General features: G+C 34.4%; 17 protein-coding genes. 12 read left to right on the top strand and 5 right to left on the bottom strand.

Going from position 1 to position 23,002, the window contains the following annotated elements:
• Positions 1–71: 71 nt before the first annotated feature.
• Both ASM33_RS05935 and uvrA read right to left on the bottom strand, forming a co-directional pair.
• Positions 72–692, bottom strand: coding sequence for a hypothetical protein (locus ASM33_RS05935; RefSeq protein ID WP_110409968.1), 621 nt, complete (start codon positions 690–692; stop codon positions 72–74).
• Positions 693–748: 56 nt separating this feature from the next.
• The gene (gene uvrA / locus ASM33_RS05930) at positions 749–3,559 is read right to left on the bottom strand and encodes an excinuclease ABC subunit UvrA (protein WP_110409969.1); all 2,811 of its coding nucleotides are present in this window, start codon (positions 3,557–3,559) and stop codon (positions 749–751) included.
• 442 nt (positions 3,560–4,001) lie between these two features.
• Between uvrA and ASM33_RS05925 the strand changes: the two genes are divergently transcribed.
• The 9 genes from ASM33_RS05925 to ccmE are packed head-to-tail and all read left to right on the top strand — an operon-like array spanning position 4,002 to position 12,787.
• Entirely contained in the window at positions 4,002–4,589 is a 588-nt protein-coding gene (locus ASM33_RS05925; RefSeq protein ID WP_110409970.1) for an NADH-quinone oxidoreductase subunit J, read from the top strand.
• Positions 4,580–4,888, top strand: a complete 309-nt coding sequence (gene nuoK, locus ASM33_RS05920; protein ID WP_110409971.1) for an NADH-quinone oxidoreductase subunit NuoK — start codon at positions 4,580–4,582, stop codon at positions 4,886–4,888. Before ASM33_RS05925 ends, nuoK begins: the two co-directional genes overlap by 10 nt.
• 4 nt (positions 4,889–4,892) lie before the next feature.
• Positions 4,893–6,749, top strand: a complete 1,857-nt coding sequence (gene nuoL / locus ASM33_RS05915) for an NADH-quinone oxidoreductase subunit L (RefSeq protein WP_110409972.1) — start codon at positions 4,893–4,895, stop codon at positions 6,747–6,749.
• A gap of 3 nt (positions 6,750–6,752) precedes the next feature.
• Positions 6,753–8,195, top strand: a complete 1,443-nt coding sequence (locus ASM33_RS05910) for a complex I subunit 4 family protein (RefSeq protein WP_110409973.1) — start codon at positions 6,753–6,755, stop codon at positions 8,193–8,195.
• Complete coding sequence (locus ASM33_RS05905; RefSeq protein ID WP_110409974.1) at positions 8,192–9,580, top strand: NADH-quinone oxidoreductase subunit N; 1,389 nt, start codon at positions 8,192–8,194, stop codon at positions 9,578–9,580. The genes ASM33_RS05910 and ASM33_RS05905 overlap by 4 nt, the downstream gene beginning before the upstream one ends.
• Positions 9,581–9,630: 50 nt before the next feature.
• On the top strand, positions 9,631–11,328 hold the full coding sequence (locus tag ASM33_RS05900; RefSeq protein WP_110409975.1) for a hypothetical protein: 1,698 nt from the start codon (positions 9,631–9,633) through the stop codon (positions 11,326–11,328).
• Entirely contained in the window at positions 11,279–12,277 is a 999-nt protein-coding gene (locus ASM33_RS05895; protein WP_410543244.1) for a biotin--[acetyl-CoA-carboxylase] ligase, read from the top strand. Before ASM33_RS05900 ends, ASM33_RS05895 begins: the two co-directional genes overlap by 50 nt.
• Positions 12,274–12,411, top strand: coding sequence for a CcmD-like small membrane protein (locus tag ASM33_RS08960; RefSeq protein WP_458695029.1), 138 nt, complete (start codon positions 12,274–12,276; stop codon positions 12,409–12,411). The genes ASM33_RS05895 and ASM33_RS08960 overlap by 4 nt, the downstream gene beginning before the upstream one ends.
• Entirely contained in the window at positions 12,395–12,787 is a 393-nt protein-coding gene (gene ccmE, locus ASM33_RS05890; RefSeq protein ID WP_110409977.1) for a cytochrome c maturation protein CcmE, read from the top strand. Before ASM33_RS08960 ends, ccmE begins: the two co-directional genes overlap by 17 nt.
• A 31-nt stretch (positions 12,788–12,818) precedes the next feature.
• Here ccmE and ASM33_RS05885 read toward each other — a convergent pair whose 3' ends face one another.
• Positions 12,819–14,186, bottom strand: a complete 1,368-nt coding sequence (locus ASM33_RS05885) for an ankyrin repeat domain-containing protein (protein WP_110409978.1) — start codon at positions 14,184–14,186, stop codon at positions 12,819–12,821.
• An 87-nt stretch (positions 14,187–14,273) separates the two neighbouring features.
• Between ASM33_RS05885 and terL the strand changes: the two genes are divergently transcribed.
• Both terL and ASM33_RS05875 read left to right on the top strand, forming a co-directional pair.
• Entirely contained in the window at positions 14,274–15,836 is a 1,563-nt protein-coding gene (gene terL, locus ASM33_RS05880; RefSeq protein ID WP_237342897.1) for a phage terminase large subunit, read from the top strand.
• A gap of 70 nt (positions 15,837–15,906) precedes the next feature.
• Positions 15,907–17,664 carry a hypothetical protein gene (locus ASM33_RS05875; RefSeq protein WP_110409979.1) on the top strand — a complete coding sequence of 586 codons (1,758 nt, stop codon included), beginning with the start codon at positions 15,907–15,909 and terminating at the stop codon, positions 17,662–17,664.
• 400 nt (positions 17,665–18,064) lie between these two features.
• Here ASM33_RS05875 and ASM33_RS05870 read toward each other — a convergent pair whose 3' ends face one another.
• Entirely contained in the window at positions 18,065–18,976 is a 912-nt protein-coding gene (locus ASM33_RS05870; protein WP_110409980.1) for a hypothetical protein, read from the bottom strand.
• Positions 18,977–19,190: 214 nt separating this feature from the next.
• Between ASM33_RS05870 and ASM33_RS08745 the strand changes: the two genes are divergently transcribed.
• Positions 19,191–22,448 (top strand): collagenase, encoded by a 3,258-nt coding sequence (locus ASM33_RS08745; protein ID WP_237342896.1) that lies wholly within the window; start codon positions 19,191–19,193, stop codon positions 22,446–22,448.
• 114 nt (positions 22,449–22,562) lie between these two features.
• Here the strand turns inward: ASM33_RS08745 and ASM33_RS05855 are convergent, their stop codons facing one another.
• Positions 22,563–22,934: a ferredoxin family protein gene (locus ASM33_RS05855; protein ID WP_110409981.1), complete on the bottom strand. Its 372-nt coding sequence runs from the start codon at positions 22,932–22,934 to the stop codon at positions 22,563–22,565.
• Positions 22,935–23,002 lie beyond the last annotated feature (68 nt).

Raw genomic sequence — 23,002 nt, 5'->3', positions numbered from 1 at the left:
TCTATAGTTCTGGTGTTCAATAGATGAAAATCCCATTGCTGAATAAAGCAATGGGATCTTCTTTAAATTAACTATGCGCTAACTTTATTAGCGTTAGCCTTAACTTGTTCAGGCTCTTTCATTTCACTAAACTTACTTGCTATTTTATCAACAGCCCAAACAACTGGTGTTATAGGCAGTGCAAGAATCCCAATGAAAGCAGTTAAAGCATAACTGAAAATTTGGCTAACACAGTTAGAAAATTTTATACTATACTCATCTACCTTTTGTGAGAGCATACCTGAATAATCTATAAGTGAACTTGTTTTATCTTTAAGATCAAACTTGTCTGTTACTTTTGATAATGCCTTTGCTATCAAGTATGTCGTATATGCACATACTAAAGCTAAAGGTTTGAATACTATCATGGCCAGTGTACCAACAATAACACCAAATAATGAAAATACCTCTTGTTTTCTGTTACCTACATAATTATCAGATGCTTCACAGCTTTCAACGCCAGATAGTGGATCCTTAATAGAACCTAGTAAATCATCGACAATCTTTACAGATTCATAAAAACTATTTGCAGGAACGAAATTTCCATTTTTTTCTATAGTAGGAACAGTTCCATACCGAGCATAATCCTTAAAATTTTGCCATATACTTGTTTGTGGAACTGAACTTTCATTTTCTTTTACTATACTTGACATGTTATCTCCTTTAATTAATTATTATATAACTAGTATAACTTAATTTATAAATAATGTCAACATTTTACACTTATCGATAAGTATTGCTTGAGGTATTTACCCGTTACACTCTCTATTGTATCTGTTACTTCTTCTGGTGTTCCAGCTGCAATTACCATTCCACCTTTGACGCCACCTTCTGGACCTATATCTATTATATAATCTGCGATTTTTATAACATGCAAATTGTGCTCAATTACTATAACAGTGTTTCCAAGGTCAACCAATTTATGGAGTATTTTTAGTAAATTATTTATATCTTCAAAATGCAGCCCAGTTGTTGGCTCATCAAGAATATATAATGTTCTTCCTGTGGAGCGCTTCGATAGCTCTTTAGAGAGCTTTATTCGTTGTGCTTCGCCACCGGAAAGCGTTGTTGATGATTGGCCGAGTTTTATATATCCAAGTCCCACTTCCTGCAAAGAAATCAACTTTTCTTTTATTAGAGGAAGATTCTCAAAGAAATCAGAAGCTTGATCGATTGTCATATCAAGCACATCAGATATAGATTTTCCTTCATAGAGAACTTCCAGTGTTTCTCGGTTATATCTTCGTCCTTTACAATGTTCACATTTTACGTAAACGTCTGGAAGAAAATGCATCTCTATTTTTAAATGCCCATCACCTTTACAAGTCTCACACCTTCCTCCTTTGGTATTAAACGAAAACCTACCTATATTATATCCTCGTGCTTTTGACTCTGGAAGACCTGCAAACCAATTTCTTATGTGAGTGAAAATGCCAACGTATGTTGCAGGATTTGATGCAGGTGTTCTGCCGATTGGCGATTGATCGACTTCAATCACTTTATCCATATACTCCAGCCCCTCTATTTTATCGCATTTTCCATATCTCGCAGATCCACCATTTATCTTATACGCTGAATATTTATATAACGTTTCTATTACTAAACTTGACTTTCCTCCACCTGATATTCCTGTAACGCAAATAAGATTCCCTATAGGAAATTCAACGTTTATATTTTTTAAATTATTTTCATGTGCATTAAATATCTTTATTAACTGATCTGATGGTTTTCTTCTTGTTGGAATAGAAATCTCTTTTTTTCCACTTAGGTATTGCCCTGTTATGCTATTTAAATTTTTTTGTACTTGATCAGGTGTGCCTTCTGTAATTACTTTCCCACCATTTACGCCAGCTCCTGGTCCGATATCTATTACATAGTCAGCAGCCATTATTGTATCCTCATCATGCTCAACAACAATTAAGGTGTTTCCCATGTCTCTTAAGTTTTTAAGTGTGGCAATTAATCGATCATTATCACATTGATGAAGGCCAATTGAAGGCTCATCAAGGACATATAAAACTCCTGTGAGCCCAGAACCAATTTGCGATGCAAGCCTAATCCTTTGGCTCTCACCGCCAGAAAGAGTGCTAGATTCACGATCAATTGTTAAATAATCAAGTCCTACATCTTTCAAGAAGGTTAGCCTTTTTATTATTTCGCTTAATATTTTATCTGAGATTTGCTTCTGTTGCTCTGTAAGGTTTTTTGGTAAATTTTTAAACCATTCAAGAGATTCATTGATACTGAGGGCTGATATTTCACCTATATGTTTACTATTAATTTTCACGGTAAGCGCTTCTTTTCTTAATCTAAAGCCATCACATTCCTTACAATTAGCCACAGAGCAGTATCGCTCAATGAGTGTTTCGTCATAATCCATTTGGTTTTCTAATATATTGACCAAACCTTGAAATTTACCAGAGCCAAAAAGTATTATATTCTTTACTTCTTGATCTGTGTTCTTCCACGGAATATCAAGGTTAAATTTGTGTTCTTCAGCCAGTGATAAGATTACATTTTTTAGAAATCCATGAGTTGTTTGCATTTGGCGTCCTACTTGCCCTACTAGCTTTAAAGCGCCACCTGATATTGAAAGTGTTTCATCTGGAACTATTAGCTTGATATCAACACCTAGCCTCTTACCAAGTCCATTGCACGGATTACACGCACCATAAGGACTATTAAAAGAGAATAACCTTGGCTCTATCTCCTCGAGCGTAAACCCTGTCTCAGGACATGCAAAATTCTCTGAAAAAGTCAGAATTTGGCCATTTTTATGCTGAGAATTATGGTCATCTGGTAACTCAACTATTTCCACGTATATTAGACCATGGCCCAGTCTTAATGCAGACTCTATACTACTTGGTAAGCGGTTTCCTATATCGTCTGTTATTGATACTCTATCTGCAACTACAAAAATATCATGTTTCTTATTCTTATCAAGTTTAGGTAGGTCATCTATATTATGAACTTCACCGTCTATTTTTAGCCTTACGTATCCCTGTTTTTTAATTTCCAATATCTCTTTGTAATGCTCACCTTTTCTACCGCGCACAATAGGGGCAAGTATGTATATTTTAGTCTCTAAAGGTAGTGCAACTATAGTATCCACAATTTGGGATACAGTTTGCTTTGTTATTGGCAACCCAGTTCCAGGAGAATAAGGAATTCCTATTCGTGCATATATTAACCGCAGGTAATCGTAAATTTCAGTAACGGTTCCAACAGTTGACCTCGGATTTTTTGAGATCGATTTCTGATTAATAGATATTGCAGGAGAAAGCCCTGTAATTGATTCAACATCGGGTTTATCCTGAATGTTGAGGAATTGACGTGCATAAGCTGAAAGACTTTCAACGTATCGGCGCTGCCCTTCAGCATAAATTGTATCAAATGCGAGGCTTGATTTACCAGAACCACTAAGCCCAGTTACAACAACTAGCTTGTTTTTTGGTATATTTACATCTATGCCTTGTAAATTATGCTCCCTTGCACCCTTAACTCTTATAAAATCATCCATAATTATATCATATTAAGTATACTCAACCATTATATCATTAAAACACATGAAGTTACAAGAATATGTTTGTTATTTATTACTTTATTAATTATCAGACCTCTTGCATAACCAATTTATGGTAAGAAATTTTTAGGAGAAATGAAGGTGAGCACCACAGAATACTTGATGTATTTGAGGAGCGTAAGCAAATTTTAACGCAAAAATTACTATCAGAAAACAGGTTATGCAAGAGGTCTATTGCAACATGAGATCATAAAAAATACTGGGCTTATAACACCAATTTTGGCCAATTTTGGATTATGGATTAAAAAAGGAGAAGAATGTCAATAGCAATTACAGTATGTCTATCATATTGAAAATAGAGTGCTAAATATTTAATATAATATTGACTTTATTGCAATAGTGCTTTAATTAGATAGGTAGCGTTGAAAGTCGTACGTTAATGTCTTTTTTCTTTTATTTTTTTTCAATTCTTAGCATTTTATCTGCTATTTGTGTTATTAGTGTCAGAAATCCTGTGCATGCAGTGTTATTCTTAATTTTTACCTTCATTAATTCAGCGGTGCTTTTTATTCTTCTTGGAGCTGAATTCATCGCTATGATGGTGCTAATAGTCTATATCGGCGCAGTTGCAGTGTTATTTCTTTTTGTAGTTATGATGCTTGATATTGACTACATAAGATTGCGTCAGGGTTTTTCAAAGCATTACACACTTGGTGCTGTGCTCTGTGTTGCATTTTTTTTAATTATTGGTTTTGTCATTCTCAGCTCATCACCTGATATAAGTAATGTTATACATTATAATACCAATAACGTAAAAGCCATTGGTAATTTGCTATATACTGACTATATGTATGCTTTCCATCTTTCTGGTATTCTTCTACTTGTTGCTATTGTTGGTGCAATTGCTCTCACTTTACAAGATAAGAAAAAAGGGGTTAAAAAACAGAATGTGTTAAAACAATTGACGCAATCTTCATCTGTAAAATTAGTTAAAGCTCAATTTGGAAAGGGAATAGAATGGAAATAGGATTAAATCATTTTTTGATAGTTGCTGCTATTTTGTTCACTATTGGAGTGTGTGGTATCTTTATCAATCGTAAAAGCATAATCAATATATTATTATCAATAGAAATATTATTGCTGGCAATCAACATAAACTTGGTTGCTTTTTCTGCTTTTATGAACGATATAGTTGGGCAAATCTTTGTTATGTTTGTTTTAACTGTTGCTGCAGCAGAGTCGGGTATTGGACTTGCGATATTAGTTGTATATTATAGGAGTCGTGGCAACATAGATGTTGAACAAGCAAATTTAATGAAAGAATAAAAGTATGACGGATATACTGAAATTAATAGTATTTTTGCCACTGCTTGGTTCATTGTTTGCAGCTTTTTTTAGAAAGGATATTTTTAGTCAGTTAATTACAACTGCAGGGATTGGAATATCTGCGGCTTTATCTTGGTATGTTTTTCTTAACTTCTCTGAAAATCATCATTTAGTTTTATTTCCTCTCTTTTCATTAAGCGTACTAAAGTTAAATTGGGCGATTAATGTTGATGCTCTCTCGTCTTTAATGTTGATTGTTATTACTACAGTTTCGCTGGTTGTGCACCTCTATTCCATCGGTTATATGAAGCATGATAAGGGAAAAGCGAGATTTTTCTCTTATTTATCACTGTTTACATTTTGCATGATTGTGCTCGTAGTAAGTGACAATTTTGTACAACTTTTCTTCGGCTGGGAAGGAGTTGGTTTATGCTCTTATTTACTGATAGGGTTTTGGTTTCAAAAATATTCTGCCAATAATGCGGCAATCAAAGCTTTTATTGTAAATAGGGTAGGGGACTTTGCACTGTTGATTGGAATTTTTCTTATTTATTACACATTTCATTCTTTAGAATTTGCGTATATATTTGATACAGCCGATTTGCTTGGCACTCAGAACATTAAAGCGTTCTGTTGTGAATTCAAAACTATTCACATAATATGCATATTACTTTTTATTGGCTGTATGGGAAAATCCGCGCAACTTGGTCTACATGTTTGGTTACCAGATGCAATGGAAGGACCAACTCCTGTTTCTGCACTCATTCATGCTGCAACTATGGTAACAGCAGGTATATTTTTAATAGCAAAATGTTCTCCGCTCTTTGAATTATCAAATGTTGCAAGGGAGTTAATAGTTATTGTTGGGGCACTTACTGCTTTTTTTGCAGCTACGGTTGCGATTACCCAGAATGACATAAAGAAGATAATTGCTTATTCAACATGCAGTCAACTTGGTTATATGTTTATGGCGTGTGGGCTTTCTGCCTATAACATCGCTATCTTCCATTTAATGACACATGCTTTTTTTAAAGCACTTCTGTTTCTTGGTGCAGGAAATGTAATTCATGCGATGCATCATGAACAAAATATTCAGAAAATGGGAAACTGCTGGAAGAAAATTCCTTACACCTATGCTCTTATGTGGATTGGGTCTCTTGCGCTTTCTGGTGTGTTTCCATTTGCGGGTTTTTACTCAAAGGATTTAATCATTGAACACGCTTATAGTACTGATAGTTTTGCTTTTGTGATAAGCTTAATCGTTGCATTCTTTACAGCATTTTATTCTTGGAGATTATTACTCCTTGTGTTCCACGGTAAAGCACAAGGTAACTTGAAAGTGCATGAAGCACCAAAAATTATGCTTATACCTCTACTTATTCTTGCATTTGGGTCTGTGTTTTCTGGAATATGGGGAGAAAATATTTTGAATATCACTAGCAATGAGTTTTGGAAATCAAGTCTAGTGGTTACTGATGGGCATGAAGTTCACAACTTTTTTATAAAGCTTTTACCAACTTTAGTGAGTCTAAGTGGAATAGCACTTGCCTACCTTATTTATCACTATCAATTAGTTAAACAAATTAAGAGCAAATTTTTACTTAGGTTTTTACAGAATAAATGGTACTTTGATGAAGTGTATGAGTTTGTGATAATCGCACCAATAAGGCTTATATCTAGGCTCTTATGGAAGTTCGATGTTAAAGTTATTGATTCATTTGGACCAAATGGTATTGTAAGTGTTGTTAACAGATGTTCAAAAAACTCTATAAAATTGCAAACTGGCTATATATTTGATTATGCATTTATTATGTTTGTTAGTTTAATAATTGGTGCTTTATATATTATTGGAATGAAATAGAAAGTGTTGTTACTTAGTATATTTTTGCTTCCGATAGTCGGAGCTATAATTTTATCTTTAGTAAAGATTGATCATAAGTCTCTATACTTAAGGCTTATATCACTATTTTTTACTGTTCTTCCATTTTTGCTCAGTGTTATAATTTTTGTAGAGTTTGATTATAACAATTCGGACTTTCAATTTGTAAGTTACCCGATCAAAGATGTTGGGATAGGGGTGGATGGAATATCACTACTTTTCCTTTTATTGACAACTTTTTTGTTTGTCATTTGTATACTCTACAATTGTAAAATGACTGATACGAATCTAAAGCCATACATGGCTTTATTTCTGCTGCTTGAGAGTTTTGTAATAGGGTTCTTTATTTCACTCAATGCCATAAGCTTTTATGTGTTTTTTGAAGCTGTTTTAATACCAATGTTTTTTATTATTGGCGTTTGGGGGGGGAAGCAAAGGGTGTATGCAACATTTAAATTGTTTCTCTATACGCTCACTGGCTCGTTATTATTTCTGCTTGGGTTGGTATACATTTACAGTATCTTTGGAACGCTTAATATACAAGAATTAACTAAGGTAATGCCAAACCTTGACTTCAAAGTGCAGTCATTGCTGTGGATTGCATTTTTTGTTTCTTTTGCAATAAAAGTGCCGATGTTTCCATTTCATACTTGGCTGCCTGATGCGCATGTGCAGTCACCAACTTCTGGATCTGTGATTTTAGCTGGTCTGCTTATCAAAATGGGAGGATATGGATTTTTAAGATTCTCTATTCCGATGCTTCCTGATGCAAGTTTACACTTTGCAAATTTCGTTATTGTTCTCAGTGCCATTGCAGTAATATATGCATCTTTAGTTGCGTTTGCTCAGGATGACATAAAGAAATTAATAGCCTATTCTTCGATAGCTCATATGGGAATTGTGACTGCCGGACTGTTCTCTTTTAATGAAGAGGGGGTGCTTGGGGCTGTATTCCAAATGATTAGTCACGGTCTTATTTCTGCTGCGTTATTCTTATGCGTTGGAATGCTCTATACTAGAACTGGAACCTTAAAAATTGCAAAATATTTTGGTATAGTAAACACAATGCCAAGGTTTGGATTCATGTTCATTTTGTTTTCAATGGCTTCAATAGGTCTGCCTGGCACATCTGGATTTATAGGTGAGTTTTTGGCTATGGTTGGAATATTTAAGAGCATCAAATTTTTCACAGGTTTCATTGCGCTTGGCACTATTTTAAGTGCTATATATATGCTGAATTTGTGTAAGCAGGCAATATGGGGTGTTAGCTATTCTAACTTATTAAATAATCGTTTGGATAAAATAGAGTTATCTGTTCTAGTTCTGCTTGCAGCGTTCGTTATTTTTCTTGGGTTTTACCCAACGCTTGTACTTAGTTATTTGAAGCCGTGCATGGCGAATTTGTTAGTCAAATATAATACGCTATGAATTATCTACAGATATTGCCAGAAACGTTCTCTATTATCTCCTCATTAATACTACTGCTGCTTGGAATTATATTTAACCGCCGTGTCACTAACCTACTAGTGCTTGGTTGCACAGTGGTCACTTTGATTATTTTAATTTTTTCGGTCGAAATTAATGACATTTTTCTCTTTAATTCGTTATTAAAGCTCAATTTATACATTAGATCGGCCCAAGGGTTAATTCTTAGCACAGGGATTTTAGTACTTTTACTGCTGAACCTATCAAAATATAGCTATAAATATGAATTTTCCATATTGATTCTTTTTTCGCTGTTTGGCATGATAACTTTAGTGTCAGCAAATAGTCTGATTTCTTTTTACTTAGCTTTTGAGCTAATGAGTATACCTTTATATGTTCTTGCGAGCTTTAATAGAGATTCAGTTTACTCATGTGAAGCTGGGGTAAAATATTTCACGCTTAGCGCTTTGTCCTCATGCATTATGCTGTATGGCATGTCATTACTTTATGGATATACAGGGCAAACCAATTTCTCTGAGCTCAGTTTATTTTTGCAAAACAATCAAATAACTTATGGAATAGTTTTCGGATTGGTTTTTATTCTGATTGGCTTATGCTTTAAATTAGCTGTTGCTCCTTTTCATATGTGGGCTCCTGATGTTTATCAAGGTGCTCCAACTATAGTCACTGCATTCTTTTCTACTGCTCCAAAAGCTACGCTTTTAGTATTTTTAATTCGCTTCATTAATGAAGAGTTGGTTGGTATACAAAAATACGTTCAGCCTATCCTCATATACGTTTCAGTATTATCTGTCCTTATTTCAGCTTTTGGGGCTTTGCGCCAGAAAAATTTGAAAAGATTGTTTGCTTACAGTTCAATCGGTCACGTTGGTTTTATATTTGCCGCACTTTCTATCTTCACACAAGCTGGAATAAGTAGTGCATTGATGTATTTGGTGATATATATCATCACAAGTATAGGGTTATTTTCATATTTCATACAAATTGACGATGATGATTGCAACATTGCGAATTTATCTGGTATAGGAAAAAAACAACCGATTTTAGCTTTTCACCTTTCTTTGCTACTACTTTCGATGTCAGGAATACCGCCGCTTGCAGGTTTTTTTGCTAAATTTTTTATATTCAAAAGCTTAATAAACTCTGGCTTTATTAGTTTATCTTTAGTTTTAGTGATAGCGAGCGTAATATCGTGTTACTACTATCTAAATATCATGAAAGCTATGTATTTTGATAAGGTTAGCAGTAGTAAAATTGATTGTTCCAAAGGTTTGCTTGTGGTTACTATAGTAGCCTCATTGGTCAATCTCATTCTTTTCTTATATGTAGAAGATCTTTATTTATTGCTTAGTGCATTGACAAATTAGTGAGTTAGTGTTTATAATTAATTGATTTTTAATATTTTCTGGGGAGAAAAATGAGTAAAAGAAAAACTGTTTTAAAATTTGCAATTGCCGCTGTCTTACTAGGTGGATCTAGCACTGTAGCTGTTTTGTATTTTCCTTATGTTGCTTTAGCAATTAAATCTGGTGTGGTGGTTTCTGCGGCGCCTATCGTAATTTTTGCTATTTCTGCAATGGTCGCATTAGCTTCGGTAATCACGTTAGGTGTATTAGCTGTTTCTGCCATGTGCAGTAAAGGTAAATCTAATGAGGTTAGTGGAGAACCAAGAAGTAAAAATGAAGAAGAAGGACAAAGCTTAGTACAAGAAGAAGAGCAAGCTGTGCCTATTCCTACGCCACCGTTGCTTCCACAAGAGCCCGAAGAGTTAGTTACTCCTGTTCTACAACAACAACCAGGTGATAATTTAATAGAAGAGATGGAAACACCGCAACATGAAGAAGATACTAATTTTATGGATAATGGTGATAGTGCTGAGCAGCAAGCTGAGCAAACAAAAGAATCGTTACCATCGTTGCCACCATATCCAGAGCCAATTTCTCCTATGAATAACCTAGAATCTTTACCACTTCCTAATTTGCCATCGGGTGCACATCATAGTTTAAGGAATGCTAGGAATCTTCTTCCAAGTCCTTCTCAACAAACTAGGGTGAAGGTATTATATAACAGTACAGAAGATTCATTGCCTCCTTCTCCTCCCATAGAACCTCTAAATAGCATGAATCAATTCCGACCATTTCCAAAATTACCATCAATTGTTGTAGATGGACATAATGGTTCTAGATATTCTAGTCATTCTGTTCAAAATTGTGGGACACAAAATGAGGATAGGACATTTTATCAGGAAGAAGAACCATCATTATCTTCGTTTATAAGTAGCCTATATGGATCACATTATAGCGCATCATCAGATTCGTCATCATCTTCATGGAGCACATCACCTCTGAGTAGCCTAAATGGCTCATCTTCTTCTAGCGTATCATCAGATTGTAGTAATAGTTCATATGATCAACAATCTAGCTTACCGATCGCTATTCAATTGAAGACAGCGCTTGCTGAACGTGCACAGCAACATAATCAAGCTGGTTTTGTAGTAGAGCAAGGGTATTATAATAGCGCTACTGGACAAGCACTTAATTCCATGGACGCTGCTCATATGAGTATGATTAACGATGATTTTGGTAGTAGCTATTTAAGTAGCACTGTGCCAAATTCTATGCCACCATTGAATAACGTGCATGATATAATGCATTACAGGCAAAATCATCCTGGTGAGAGCGATTTATCATCATCCATACCTGGTTCTATGATGGTGGGAGGAAGTATTAATATCTCTTTGCAACAACCTAGAGTGAATCGGGTAGTACGATCTGATTTACCAGCCTACGATGTAAATAATAGAAATTTTGACAGCATTGATCCTGTTATAGTCGAATATAGTGCACAAAGTAATCAAAGTACTAATAATGAAGAGGAAATCGATCAATATTTTAGCGATAATGAAGAAGGTCCTAATGATTTCGGATTTTATGTAAGTTCTACTGGCCAACCACTATATGGAAATATAGAATCACCCAATTCTGTTGTGCTAGAGTATAGTACACAAGATCAAAATATAGAAAGTGGTCCTAGTGCGATGTTGTGGGATGTAAATAATCAGCAATATGTCAGTATGCAACCACTATCAGGTTCTCCTAGCCGTAGTAATGGTTGAAGTATTCGAAAATTTTCATATCCATCACTACAAAGAAGTTTCAAGCACTAATGAAGAAGCACGTGATTTAATTGATAAAGAAATATCAACTGAAACAGTTATTATCGCTGACAAACAAACAAATGGCAGGGGACGCACTGGAAAAAGCTGGGTCTCTCCTGAGGGTAATTTTTATGCGAGCTTAATTATAGAACCCTTGCACAACCATGATCTAAGTGAGGAATCAGCAGCACACTTTGGTGTCATCCCAGCAACCCATCCTGTCATCCAAGTAGCTGACTACTCGGATCCAGGAAAAAAAGTGTGGATTCCAGCGTCACGGACTGGAATGACAGGAAGAGGGGCAATGAACCAAAAAACAGATGTAAACAAATTAACAGAATTGACTTTTATTGCAGCTCTTGCCGTAGGGAACACGTTACTTTCATTAATGAATGACAGTAACATTCAGTATAAATGGCCAAACGATATTCTAATTGATGGTAAAAAAATCAGTGGAATATTACTTGAAAGAAAATCCAATTCGAATTGGCTCATTATAGGAATTGGGATTAATATTAATCATGCGCCACTGGCGGAGGCAACGTGTATTAGTAGATTTTTTGCACAACCCAGTGTCATCCCAGTGCCTGACACTGGGATCCAAAAAGAAGCATGGATTCCAGCGTCCGCTACTTGCATGACACCTTTAGATTTACTAAAAGAATTAATAACAAACTTTAATAAACTAAGAAAAGAGTGGCTACTTAGTGGATTTCTTGCTATAAGAGCAATGTGGTTACAAAGAGCATTTAAGCTAAATAAGCAAATCAGTATAAAATTATCTGACAAATTGTATGAAGGAGCTTTTACTGATATAGATAAAAGTGGTAGATTAGTATTGCAGCAAAAAGATGGAAGCTTAATTTATTTTGATGCAGGAGAGTTATTTATCGATGATACATTATGAATACGTATGTGTTTTTTGCTTATCTTATTAGCTTTACATTGATTATAGGAGAATTGTTTTTCACTTTCTCTTGCTATATGAAAAGTAAAAAAATCTTAAGAGAGATTGAAAAGAGTAATGAAAAAAAAACATAAGCGATTACTTATAACTTCAGGGGTTCTCTGCTTTTTAAGTTGTGTAGTCTTTTTTATTTTAACAACACTCAAAGAGAATATTTCATTCTTCTATACAGTCAGTGAAGCTGTAGTTTTGCAAAATAATCAAAAGCCAATCCGTGTTGGTGGTATGGTCGTTGAAGATAGTGTGATACGGGACGAAAGCGAAGTAGCTTTTCAAATAACAGATTTTAACAAAAGTATTGTAGTGAAATATCATGGGATACTTCCACCGATGTTTTCAGAGAAAAGTGGTATTGTTGTGCAAGGTAAAATGATTAGTAGTGATACTTTTTTTGCAGACACAGTGTTTGCAAAACATGATGAAAACTATATGCCAAAAATTATGAAATAAATTTCCTTTTCACCAGAATATGGATAGCTTTTTAAATGGAATTTTCAATTGGCTGTTTTAATTCTTGCAATGCTTCTATAGTATTAGATGGTTTATCTTGCTCTACTTCTCCATCTTGAACATTTTGTTCAAGTTTATTTTGTTTGTCTTGGCATGATTTTTCTAAATCTGCATTTGCTTGATTGGTTATGCGTGTCGAGTGAATGAATTCTGGTATAAGATAACAAAGCATAACAAGTATAATCAAAGCACACATTGCCGTAAAAGGTGTAAAGAACATTCCAAATCCACCTATCACACGTGGTATTATTTCTGCGCTGTTACATAATTGTGAAAAATATTTTATCCCTAGGCAAGAAAACAGCGTGCATAACGTCATTACTAGAGCTAAACCAATTATTGGTTTCATAATAAACTCACGTACAATTTTGTTGTTAGCGTTAATTAGTTTTATTTTTTGCTCTTCATTAAATTCTGACCTTGGATCTAGAGCAAATTTAGTAGCTGTGTCTGCTAGCCATGTGAAATTGCAACAGTTTTGATTAATAGATTTAATGGTAAAGTCAAGTAGCGTCAAATCTCGGTCATTTTTGATGTTTAGATCTATACCTTTATTTTCAAGAAATATATTTATGATATTTGAATTGCATTCTCGAACAGCATTGAACATTAGCTTTGGATTTTTATACAATTCTGATAAGATTTCATCTTTAATACTTTGCTCTATATTTGGGTCTTGAAGAAGGGCGTCTGTAAAATTTATATTTATATTAGCACTTTTAATAGCAAGATCTATCAGTGCATTTCTATTGGTATTTACTTTCTGGTGAGCTAAAAGTTTTTTAGCTATTTTAACATTCTCTAACATTATAGCTAACTCAAGTGGTGTCAAACCCTCATCATTTTTGATGTCTTGGTTTATGCCTTCTGCACTAAGAAGAATATCTACAACTTCACTGAGATCATTGTAAACAGCAAGGTGTAGTGGCGTATAGCCAACGTACGGTTTAACAGCATCATTCCATATTTTGCTTTTTAAATTGCCTTGAATTTTATAATTAATGGTGTTTTCTAGATTAATACTGCGTCCTAATTCGCAAAGAGTATTGTAAGTAGGATTACGTTCAGCAAATGAAATAGTGTTTCTTCCCGAGTTCCTTATATCTAAATAATAGTTAATGAATTCAATACGGGTATGTTCATTATGTAACAAAATCGCTGCACTAAATGGATTTATTTTTTCTTTCCAGTCTATGAATTCATCATCTATGAAATCTGTACTATTTACTTTATGTTGGAAAGTACATTTAAGACACTTGGAAAAGAAGTTAATGAGTCTTTCTACATCTGCGTGTACTTCCTCTGGTAATGGTAAGTCTTTATCAACTTGTGCGTGCATAGATCTTAGTAATGAATCTTAAGTAATATAAATCTACACTCATTTCAATGAAATATCAACTAGTTTATTAAAATACATAAAATTTTTATGAATAAAATCAACTTTCTAAAATTCATTGAGCTATGCTTTCAAACAGTTGTGCCTGGATGTGAATATAATGATTATAAGTACATAAAAGTTATAGCAGATAGGCTGGAAGCTGCAAGTGTTGGTAAAGTGAGACGAGTAATATTTAATATGCCGCCACGTTCAATGAAGTCTATATGCATAAGTGTTGCTTGGCCTGCGTGGATACTTGGAAATCAGCCAACTGCAAGAATAATAGTTGCAAGTTATTCTCAAAATTTGAGTGAAAAGCATTCACTTGACACTAGATGCATAATGCAATCGGATTGGTACAAAGAGCTTTTTCCGGAGGTGAAATTATCTAAGGACCAGAACACTAAATATAAATTTCAAACTCTGCAGAGAGGGTTTAGAATTGCGACATCTGTTGGTGGAACATTAACAGGGGAGGGGGGCGATTTTATTATTATGGATGATCCGCTAAACCCTGCGCAAGCTTTGAGTGAAACATTTAGAAAGCGTGCCAAAAACTGGTGTGATCAAACTTTAATTACGAGACTGAATGATAGAAAAAAGGGAGTGATTGTTCTTGTGATGCATAGGCTGCACATGGAAGATTTAACAGGTCATCTTCTCTCCAAGCCAAAGAATATATGGCATCACATCTGTTTACCGATGATTTCTGAAAAAGCTGAAACCATTTATTCAAGCAAAACAGCACCTACTTTTCCTGTTATTTCACCACCTTCCTCGCCTGTCATTCCAGCGCCCTCTTTCCCTGTCATTCCAGCGCGTGACGCTGGAATCCAGAAAAACAATGAACATAGATCCCAGTGTCGGAGCACTGGGATGACACCATATTGTAGCACTGGAATGATGCCACCTACAGAGATACTCTATTCAAGAGAGGAAGGCCAATTATTATATCCTTTAGATGGAGGAAAAGAAGAAGTTGAGATGATAAAAATAGAACTAGGGAGTTACGCTTTTGCTGCTCAGTATCAACAGAATCCTTTACCGCTTTCAAGTGGGATAATTAAGCAAGAATGGCTTAAGCGCTATAAAAATTTTCCTGATAATCTTTCACATGTGACCCAAAGCTGGGATACTGCGGTTTCAACGAGTGATGCTAGCGATTTTAGCGTCTGCACCACCTGGGCAAAAATAGAGAATAAATTCTACTTACTTGATGTATATCGTGCAAAACTTGAATATCCAAAACTTAAAGAGCAGGTTTTATCTTTAGAGTCAAGATGGGCTCCACATGCGATTTTAATTGAAGCGAAAACGAGCGGTCAACAATTATCTCAAGAGCTGAAGATTATTAGCGATTTACCTATTATCGAAATAGTTCCACATAATGATAAGCTCACTAGATTTCATCAAATTGTTCCGATAATAGAGTCCGGCAGAGTTTTTCTCCCGCATCAAGCGGGATGGTTAAGTGACTTTGAGTATGAAGTCATGATTTTCCCAGAAGCTCGTCATGATGATCAAGTAGATAGCATGGTGCAATATCTACAATGGGTAAGAAAAATGAATGATAATACTCTAAGAATCAGAGATTTTAACTTAAGATTTTAATAAAGCGCTTGAATAATTATTTTTGTGTGTTAGTATTTAGTATGTTCATTAATAAAAGGTAGGAATGCATATGTTTAAATCAATCTGGAAAATTTTAGGTTTTTTAGCTGGTTTTAGCACACAAGCTGAAACACAAACTCAAACACAAGCTGAAATACAAATTAAAACACAAGCTGAAGTACAAGCTGAAATACACACTTTAATCGATCTTATAAAAGATGATAATTTTTTAGAATTTAAAAAAAGATTATCTAGCGCTAGGGGTGATGAATTATTGAATACACTTAAATATATCAGTGACAATTCTGGTATTGATTTAAGGTATATTTCAAATATATCAGATGTATTGAGGCAAGAAGGAAAGCAGTCTTTATTAAATGAGATATATAACTATTCATTAAATAGTAGTAATATTCTTTTACAGAAAACAATTGGAACGGTAAGGCAAGACGTAGAATTTGAAAACAGTGCGCTGGAACGTTTACAAGAACTTCACAAAGGAAAAATGGCACATGATAACCGTGGGAAAATATTAACACCAATTGCAGAAGCAAGTAAGGAAGACGATGCTAATGAAAGGTTCCCTAATCTGATGGCATTTATTGAAGCTCATGAGCCAGTGGAGTTGTTATTGAATACAATCCATCAAAGTGGAACAAGTAAACAATATTTATTGCAAGAAATGAAGAGTTTTGATAGCAATAAGGAATCGCAAACTGAGAAGGAAAATAGAGATACTGATCATAAGACATTAGAGTTATTAAAATGTTTAAAGCGTGATAATAGAGCTACACATCCTCAAATTATACCTATACTACAATTGGTAGCCAATGATGTATTATCTAACGAAGGAAGTTGTGCAATATACACAGAAACCGAGAAATTTGCTAATGAAGATGATGTCTTACGGAAGCTTCTCAATGATATAAAAGAGGACATGAATTTATTGCAAGAACTGAAGAGTTTTAATAGCGATAACGCTGAGGATATGCAAAAGTTTCAGCAAATAAAAGAAAAGATACTAAAAGAAGAAGCTAAATTACTTAGAACTTGGAAATACGTTCGTGAAAATGGAAGTAATTACTTCTGCAATGGATTGCAAACTGAAAAAGAAAGTAGAAATCTTGATAACCAAAATAGAAACCTTGATTACAATGCACTACAATCCTTAGAAGATTGTTTGCAGTGTGGTGCATCTTCTACAATTTCTACAATTGAAGAAATATTAAAGCCAGTAGCGCAAGATGAACTATTGAACAATGGTGGTGTATATATAAAAACTATAGAACATATTAAGCGTATAGGGGAAAATGAACTTGTTTTACAAGTTTACAATAGTATCATAGCTCATGAAAACGACCTGAATTTATTGCAAAAACTGAAGAGTTTTGATAGCAATAACGTTGGAGATAGACAAAAGTTTAAGGAAATAAAAGCAGAACTACTAGAAAAACAAGCTGAATTCTCTATAACTTGGAGATATATCTGTGAGAATAGACATAATCCTTTCTTCAACGAATTGCAAACCGAGAGGGAAAATAGAGAACGTGATGATAGTGCATTAAAATCCTTGGAAAGTGCTTGGCTGGAGCGTAAATTTTCTACAATTGAACGAATATTAATACCAGTAGTGAAGGATAAATTATTTAACGCAGGTGGCGTATATAAAAAAACTACCCCATTCATTAATGAACATAGTTTGTTACGGGAAATTTTTGACGACACTGTAAAGGAAGAAGAAGAACAAGTAGAGGCAAATTCATCTTTAACTGACCCAGCCACTTTGAATGTGAAAGAAAACTCTCTTGCTCAAGGTAATACTCTGTAAATTGAAATTATAAGATTGCTACATCAACTGAAAAGCTGGTGTAGCTCTTATTTCCAACGGTTACGCTTATCCACACTTAGAAAAATTGCAAAAGTAAACAGTCAAAACATAGCTCCCTGTAAAATAAATTGAAGCAAGCTGTCATATAAGAATACAAAACTCGAAGGTGACTAAGTGGTTTTTCCTAACCATCACTTTTTGGGGCCATACATTCACGAACAAATAAAAGAACTGGTTTGAAAGAGGTATGACATTGTATGAAAAAAATAAAGTTGTATAACCATGTTATATAGCTAATTAGGAAAAGATTTTACAGAATTAAATTTTATGATAATTGAAATATAGCCAACCCAAAAAAATTGCTTTGGATTGGCTATAAAAGAGTATATTATAGTTGCTGTTAAAGCTGCTTTGGTTGTGTTACATGTTGTGTTGGGTTTGGACTATCAACACTTTTAGATGGCATTATTGCTTTTGTAAAAGCAGCAATTTTTTCATTTCCAGATACTTCAGACACTGAGCTTAAAAATTCTTTCAGTGACATTGTAACGCCATTTGTTTGTGCTGGTTGGTGATATAATACACCAAACCTTTCAAACAATGATAATAAACCTGACTTTTGAGAGCTTGAGCTACTCACAGATGATTTACTTACGTTACTGCTCTTCACATCACTTCTTTCAATACTTTCTTGCGGTCTGTAAGGTATAAAAACATTCTGATTGAAATTGATTTTATCTATAATTCTATGGTTTTTACCTTGTTTATCTTTATATTCATGCTTTTCCATTACATCAAGTAATTCACAAGCAGAATCTGGATTATACCTAGCATAATCAACAAGCTTAACAACTAACTCTGCAAAATTTTCCTTTGGTTGTCTTTGCTCTAGTAAAAATTTAAAGACTTCTTTGTAGTGTTCAGCTTTTTCATCATGACCTTCATTGCGATTTTCAATATACTTTCGAGTGCATGTCTCATATAAAGTTGTCATTTTAGTTAGATATCTTCCAATAAAAGGAAACTTTGACTTAAGCACTTCTTTATAGCTTGTGCCTTCTGGTATTTTTTTCTCAGGATCAAGTACTGGCTGTGCTAATAGCATTTTTAATATCGATATACTTTTTTCACTATGTAACAATGCTTCAATGGTATCTGGAGATTTTTGTTCTCGAATTGCATCTCTAATGTCCCTTATGTTATCTTTAGTGAGAGAACGCCATAGATCTTTCAATGTCAATCTAGTACTAGGTAGAATTGCTCTAATGATATCTAAAAGCGCTTGTCCTTCGATTTTTTTGTTTTGTGTCATAATATTACCTCAAATTTCTATTAAAAATAGTAGTTTAGTAAGTGATTACAACTTATGCAAGAGTTTTTTTTAAATTATTTTACTAAATTTGTTGTCTTTATTATTTTAATGCAAAGATTTTAATATTTAAGGTATTTTTCATATTATACGTCTTATTATTGATGAACATCGTAACAGAGATTATATAAGTTTACATAACGCGCGGAGGCTGCTAATGGTTGATAACAAGACGACTTTGAATTTTGAAATAGAAAGAGGCGAACCTATAGATAGGTACTACTTTTCGGCACGTATGAAGCTTACGGATGAAAGTAAAAACCTTTTGCGTAAGGAACTCGGAAATTCCATTCAACTGAATAACCTAGATAGTTATTTTGATCTTGAGTCCGAAAATTTCTATATCTATCGTAATTCATACGGCAACAGAGATGAGCTATACGTTAAGGATAGTAATGGCAAATACTTAGCATCTGGTCTTCCACTTAACCACTATGGATTTTCATTAGATCTTAATGGATCTTCAGTTGTAGATTATGGCTTTTACCCACGATACGCGATCTATAATCCAGATCATTATGATAAAGCGCAGGAAAAAGTATTTGATGACGGTGGCAAATTATTACCAACTGTACTAAATATATTGGATAATTCATTAAGAAATGAAGGCAACTTAACCACACAAGAAATATTTTCACATTTGCAGAACGAAATTGCTGAAAAAGAGGCAAAATTGGCAAGAGAAAAAAGACATGTAGAAGAAGAGTTAAGCAAAAAGAATGAAGAACTAACAGAATTTATAGAAAAAGGTGAAATTAGTTTATTTAAAGTAACAAAAGGTTATGATACAGGTAACGGGCACTTTGCTGTAATTTTGCAATCTAAGGGCGGTGAACAAACTATTACCCTTGATTCTAATAAATTCTACATAGCGGAATATGAAGGTAGCGAATTCTTGCATTGTACTAATTCTGACTATGATATGCTGCTCGGACATGAAGATTTATTTTTTGTACTAAATAAGAGCTCATATCCTGATCTTGCAAGTGGATTTTACTCAGCACATGATCTTGATTCCTATGCAAAAGATTTAAATACTAGCAATAAGCTTTTTGGTGATTCTCAGTTATCTGAAAGCTTGTCTAGGGTCGTAGAGAGAAGTGGCGAAGTAGTTTCAGAAAAACAAAATTTTCAAGCTGAACAAACTGTCCAAGCTGAACAAACTGAAAGAGAAGTTGCTGTGGAAAAACCAAAAAGTGAACACAGAATAAAGAAAAGGGAACTTAGGGCAGAAGAGGAAAATGAAGAAGATAATAATATAGAGCAAACAGTAAATACTAAAACGAGAGAAGAAGCACGTACGATGGAACCTCAAGTGTCACAAGAGCTTATGCAGAATTTATTTCCGAATAAAGAGTATGTAGTAATAAATGATAAGCTTACAATAGAAGTAAAATATGGCGGATTAACTAGCTACACACCTGAATATATCAAGCAAACTGTGAAAGATGCTTATGGGGCTTGGTCTGAAAATTTTTATGCTCAAAAGGGTGCTCATGGCGATTCGGTAAAATTGCAACTTTATGTATTCAAAAACTACGATGAGTATAAAGCTCACATAAAGGAACTCTCAGGCGGTAAAGATCATAATGAATTATGGGGTGGTGGAACAGTACGTGCACATGGAGCAGGTGGCACAATAGCGAAGACTTTTATTGTTGGAGATGTCAATGGCTTACTCTGCGCAAAATCTAAAATTTTGATGGAAAAGATGAGCGATGCATTCCTTGAGTATGCAACTGGCAATCTAAATGAAGTGCCTGAGGTTTTACGCACCGGTATGAAGCTTTTCATGTGGAGTTATGATGCAGCTAAGAAAGAAAGCACACGTGATATGCACTATACAAAAGAAGCATATCAGAAAATGCAAGAATCTGGTCATGACACGCCATATGAAATAGCTACTATGGCTAATGACTATAGAATAGCAGATTGTTTAGTCACATTCTTGCAGGAAAAACATCCTCAATCCATTAAGCAGTTACTTACTGAAATACCTTCCGGTAGGAATCAGGCAATATCAAAATTTACGCAGCTTTTAAATGATTCAGGAATTGAAATAGAATTTAAACAGTGGATGGAAGTTAAAAGTGGCAATAAGGTTGCTGCAGAACTTACGCCAGATAATGAGGTTGTAACTTTTGGTGAGCACAAGATTCATATAAATCTAAAATATGATAATGAAGAACTAAGTCAGAATAAGTTGAGTAGTATAAAAGGTGCTATTCATGATGCAATAGGGGATTTTGATTCGGCATTTGGTATTAACAACTCTCAGCCTTGGCATAATATACCAAATAAGGTTAACGTTTTTGTGTTCAACACAAAAAGTGACTATGAAAATTATCTAAAAGAGCTAAATGTTGATGCTGAAGGCCATTCTGGTTTGACACGTCAAGGCCGCGGTTCAGAAGTTCATGTTTACTTTTACCTTCAAGATCAATTTGAAAGTTCATGTAAAACTCTGAAACACGAATTGGGGCATGCTTTAACTATGATCAATTCTTATTATGGTACAGGCAATGTTTTACCACTGGCTATGCATGAGGGGGTTGCTAATTATGTTGCAGGTTTAGAGAATGGTCAGCATGTAAATGATCATGGAGACATTCAAGCTCTTTCTGCAATAAAAAATAAGGATCTTAAACCAGATGAGATACTGCGCGATAATTACCAAGGAACACATTATTATTCAGAAGCAGAACAGGTAATAAAATTTCTTGAGCATAAGCATCCTGATATGCTTGATAGCTTGTTAAAAAGCCTTTCTACGCATGGTACAAATAAATCTCAAGGTAGTGAATTCGTTGAAGATTTTTTAACTACCTTGAGAGGTTATGATCAAGAGTTTAAAGGATGGGTTGCAGATCAGATAAGCAGCAAATCATCTTCAGCTTATCAAAGCAGCCACGATGCAGAACAGATGCAGGCAGATAGCAGCGCAAGTGAATCATCTTCAGATAATCAAAAACGGGATAAAAGATCAGCTACAAGTGAAGAGGATGATGAGCAAGAAAGTGTTATGGCAAGTGTAATAGAAAATATGGGTGAAAATTCTGGTATTGCTGAAGTAGACTCTAGCAGCGTTGAAAGTGCACAGCATCCATTAAAAATAAGAGCAAGTGGGCCACTTGAAGTGGGAAAGTATAAAGTGGAGCTTCAGGTTACATATGATGATGTAACAAATTTTTATGACACTATAAAGAATAAGTACTACACCAGTAAAGAATATAACTATGAGCAAGTTATGGTGTTATATAATAGTATTATTACACCAGCTGCTCAGCATTATGAAGAGCCTATAACTCTTGCTGAAGCTTACGTTGCAGGTGATCATCTATTTATTAAGGATCAAGATTTCGGAACTTTAAGTGATTTCAATGGGATGTTTTACAAAAGTGATGAGCTGATATAACACAAACTTGTATCTTCAAGGAGTAAAACATTAGACCTCATCATAAATTGGTTATGAAAGAGGTCTATTATATCTAAAATATCTTATATAGCTCTGGTTCGTTTATCTTTTTTTCTACAGATTTTCGTCAAAGTACGTTGTTTTATCCTTTTTCTCTTTATATTCCTCTGCAGTGTCTAATGGTTGTTTTTTAGCTGTAATATTTGGCCAGTTTTTTGAATATTCTATATTTATATTATAAAATGACTTAAAAGTTTTTTGCTCACTGCTTAGTAGCTTTTCATCTAGTTCCAAAAGATCTTTTACAGCATCATCAGTTACAATAGCATCAACAGGACACTCTGGTATGCATACTCCGCAGTCTATGCACTCATCTGGATTAATTACAAGCATATTTTTGCCTTCATAGAAGCAGTCAACAGGACAGACCTCTACACAATCGGTATATTTACATTTTATGCATTTATCTGTAACAAAATGCGTCATAAAAAACTGTATATTCGTATTATCTTCAGTACACTAAATTAATAAGAAATTCAAGTCTTTTGGTGAAA

The sequence above is a fragment of the Wolbachia endosymbiont of Folsomia candida genome, assembly GCF_001931755.2.
In the GTDB taxonomy this organism is placed as follows: Bacteria; Pseudomonadota; Alphaproteobacteria; order Rickettsiales; family Anaplasmataceae; genus Wolbachia.
This window is presented reverse-complemented; position numbering and strand designations above follow the sequence as displayed.

Bases quoted from the DNA above. Each gene is read 5' to 3' on its own strand.
- ASM33_RS05935 (WP_110409968.1), bottom strand. From the start codon at position 692: ATGTCAAGTATAGTAAAAGAAAATGAAAGTTCAGTTCCACAAACAAGT.
- nuoL (WP_110409972.1), top strand. From the start codon at position 4,893: ATGACGGATATACTGAAATTAATAGTATTTTTGCCACTGCTTGGTTCA.
- ccmE (WP_110409977.1), top strand. From the start codon at position 12,395: ATGAAAAAAAAACATAAGCGATTACTTATAACTTCAGGGGTTCTCTGC.
- nuoK (WP_110409971.1), top strand. From the start codon at position 4,580: ATGGAAATAGGATTAAATCATTTTTTGATAGTTGCTGCTATTTTGTTC.
- ASM33_RS05895 (WP_410543244.1), top strand. From the start codon at position 11,279: ATGTCAGTATGCAACCACTATCAGGTTCTCCTAGCCGTAGTAATGGTT.
- ASM33_RS08960 (WP_458695029.1), top strand. From the start codon at position 12,274: ATGAATACGTATGTGTTTTTTGCTTATCTTATTAGCTTTACATTGATT.
- ASM33_RS08745 (WP_237342896.1), top strand. From the start codon at position 19,191: ATGGTTGATAACAAGACGACTTTGAATTTTGAAATAGAAAGAGGCGAA.
- ASM33_RS05900 (WP_110409975.1), top strand. From the start codon at position 9,631: ATGAGTAAAAGAAAAACTGTTTTAAAATTTGCAATTGCCGCTGTCTTA.
- ASM33_RS05905 (WP_110409974.1), top strand. From the start codon at position 8,192: ATGAATTATCTACAGATATTGCCAGAAACGTTCTCTATTATCTCCTCA.
- ASM33_RS05875 (WP_110409979.1), top strand. From the start codon at position 15,907: ATGTTTAAATCAATCTGGAAAATTTTAGGTTTTTTAGCTGGTTTTAGC.
- ASM33_RS05870 (WP_110409980.1), bottom strand. From the start codon at position 18,976: ATGACACAAAACAAAAAAATCGAAGGACAAGCGCTTTTAGATATCATT.
- ASM33_RS05885 (WP_110409978.1), bottom strand. From the start codon at position 14,186: ATGCACGCACAAGTTGATAAAGACTTACCATTACCAGAGGAAGTACAC.
- ASM33_RS05855 (WP_110409981.1), bottom strand. From the start codon at position 22,934: ATGACGCATTTTGTTACAGATAAATGCATAAAATGTAAATATACCGAT.
- uvrA (WP_110409969.1), bottom strand. From the start codon at position 3,559: ATGGATGATTTTATAAGAGTTAAGGGTGCAAGGGAGCATAATTTACAA.
- terL (WP_237342897.1), top strand. From the start codon at position 14,274: ATGAATAAAATCAACTTTCTAAAATTCATTGAGCTATGCTTTCAAACA.
- ASM33_RS05925 (WP_110409970.1), top strand. From the start codon at position 4,002: ATGTCTTTTTTCTTTTATTTTTTTTCAATTCTTAGCATTTTATCTGCT.